The following is a 1,716-nucleotide window of genomic DNA, read 5'->3' as shown; positions in this document are numbered from 1 at the left end:
GTCCTGGGCAGAGCAGTCGATGCTGTTCTCGGAGATTCCGGATCACCTGTTGAGGATGTCGCTCTACAAAGTGAACACGGGCTGCCGGGAACAGGAAGTCTGCAAGCTTCAATGGGATTGGGAGATTAGGGTGCCGGAACTGGGAGCGAGTGTGTTCCTGATTCCTGCTGACTTTGGCGGGCGGAGTGAAAAATCTGGCGTGAAGAACGGCGACGAGAGGCTGGTGGTGCTGAACAAGGTGGCGATGTCAGTCATCGACGGCCAGCGCGGCCTGCACTCGAAGTACGTTTTCCCGTATGGACAACCGGACGAACGCGGTCCTACCCCAATGCACCGGATGAATGACACAGCGTGGAAGAAAGCCAGGGTGAGAGCGGCGGCGAAGTGGGAAATGGAACACAATTCACCGGCACACCCTGGGTTCAGATCGATCAGGATTCACGACCTCAAACACACCTTTGGCAGAAGGCTTCGTGCAGCGGGCGTGACACTAGAAGATCGGAAGGCGCTCTTGGGGCACAAGAATGGCAGCGTTACGAGCCACTATTCTACCGCAGAGCTGGAGCAGTTGATTATGGAGGCGAACAAAGTGTCGGCAACCGATTCGCGAGGACCGGCGCTGACCATCTTGAGGAGAAAAACGGGATGAACCCCCGCAAAACTCCCTACACATGAAAAAGCCCAGCTCGCTAAAGTTGGGCTAAGTCATTGAAAAATATGGTCGGGACGGAGTGATTCGAACACTCGACCCCTAGCACCCCATGCTAGTGCGCTACCGGACTGCGCTACGCCCCGACTAGGCGTGAAACCTGTTCCTCACCTCGAGGAACGCTCAAGAATATATCGCAAGCTTTTGAAAACTGGAAGTATTTAAAAGCAGGAATTTATTTCTTGAGCACCACCAGAACATCTTCGAGCTCGGCGATCATCTGGCGGATCATTTGTTTGTATTGGGTGGTGTCGTCTTTGGCTTCATCGCCGGACAAACGCAAGCGTGCGCCGCCGATGGTGAACCCCTGATCGTAAAGAAGCGCGCGAATCTGCCGGATCATCAGCACGTCCTGGCGCTGATAATACCGGCGGTTTCCGCGGCGTTTGACAGGGTTGAGCTGAGGAAACTCCTGCTCCCAGTAGCGCAGCACGTGTGGTTTGACCGCACACAGCTCGCTGACTTCACCAATGGTGAAGTAGCGTTTGCCCGGGATGACGGGGAGCTCGTCGTTATGACTTGGTTCCAGCATAAGCCTCAACTCGGGCCTTCAACTTCTGCCCTGGACGAAAGGTGACCACACGGCGAGCCGTGATCGGGATTTCTTCCCCCGTTTTCGGATTGCGGCCAGGCCGCTGGCGTTTGTCCCGAAGGTCGAAATTGCCGAAACCGGACAATTTGACTTGTTCGTTGTCTTCAAGAGCGTGCCTGATTTCTTCAAAAAACAGTTCGACCAATTCCTTGGCCTCCCGTTTATTCAGGCCCAGCTCTTCATACAGACGTTCCGCCATCTCAGCTTTCGTCAGAGCCCCCATACGTCACTTCCTTAACGTGGCGTTCAACCTTTGTTCAAGCGAGGTGAGGATGTTTTGCGTTGCGGTATTCACCTCATCGTCATTAAGAGTGCGCGATGGATGCTGCCAGGTCAAGCCGACTGCGAGGCTTTTTCTATCAGGATCAATGCCTTTACCCTGATACACGTCAAATAGCCTGAGGTCTGTCAGCCA

4 protein-coding genes and 1 tRNA gene are annotated in these 1,716 nt (G+C 54.5%); 1 reads left to right on the top strand and 4 read right to left on the bottom strand.

The window, feature by feature from the left end:
• A partial coding sequence (locus ACRESJ_RS31650; protein ID WP_431761418.1) for a tyrosine-type recombinase/integrase occupies positions 1 to 649 on the top strand: 649 nt, incomplete at its 5' end.
• Between the two features lie 69 nt (positions 650 to 718).
• Here the strand turns inward: ACRESJ_RS31650 and ACRESJ_RS31645 are convergent.
• The 4 genes from ACRESJ_RS31645 to ACRESJ_RS31630 all read right to left on the bottom strand — a co-directional run.
• Positions 719 to 795 (bottom strand) — tRNA-Pro (locus ACRESJ_RS31645).
• Between the two features lie 89 nt (positions 796 to 884).
• Positions 885 to 1,241, bottom strand: a complete 357-nt coding sequence (locus tag ACRESJ_RS31640) for a MerR family transcriptional regulator (RefSeq protein ID WP_003179985.1) — start codon at positions 1,239 to 1,241, stop codon at positions 885 to 887.
• Complete coding sequence (ihfA, locus tag ACRESJ_RS31635) at positions 1,222 to 1,524, bottom strand: integration host factor subunit alpha (RefSeq protein WP_002553164.1); 303 nt, start codon at positions 1,522 to 1,524, stop codon at positions 1,222 to 1,224. The genes ACRESJ_RS31640 and ihfA overlap by 20 nt, the downstream gene beginning before the upstream one ends.
• A gap of 3 nt (positions 1,525 to 1,527) precedes the next feature.
• Positions 1,528 to 1,716: hypothetical protein (locus ACRESJ_RS31630; protein WP_431761417.1), on the bottom strand; the 189-nt coding region annotated here is incomplete at its 5' end.

The organism is Pseudomonas sp., from assembly GCF_050739655.1.
GTDB lineage: Bacteria > Pseudomonadota > Gammaproteobacteria > Pseudomonadales > Pseudomonadaceae > Aquipseudomonas.
This window is presented reverse-complemented; position numbering and strand designations above follow the sequence as displayed.

What these genes read in the sequence shown, in the direction of transcription:
- ihfA (WP_002553164.1), bottom strand. Translation starts at nt 1,524, where the DNA reads ATGGGGGCTCTGACGAAAGCTGAGATGGCGGAACGTCTGTATGAAGAG.
- ACRESJ_RS31640 (WP_003179985.1), bottom strand. Translation starts at nt 1,241, where the DNA reads ATGCTGGAACCAAGTCATAACGACGAGCTCCCCGTCATCCCGGGCAAA.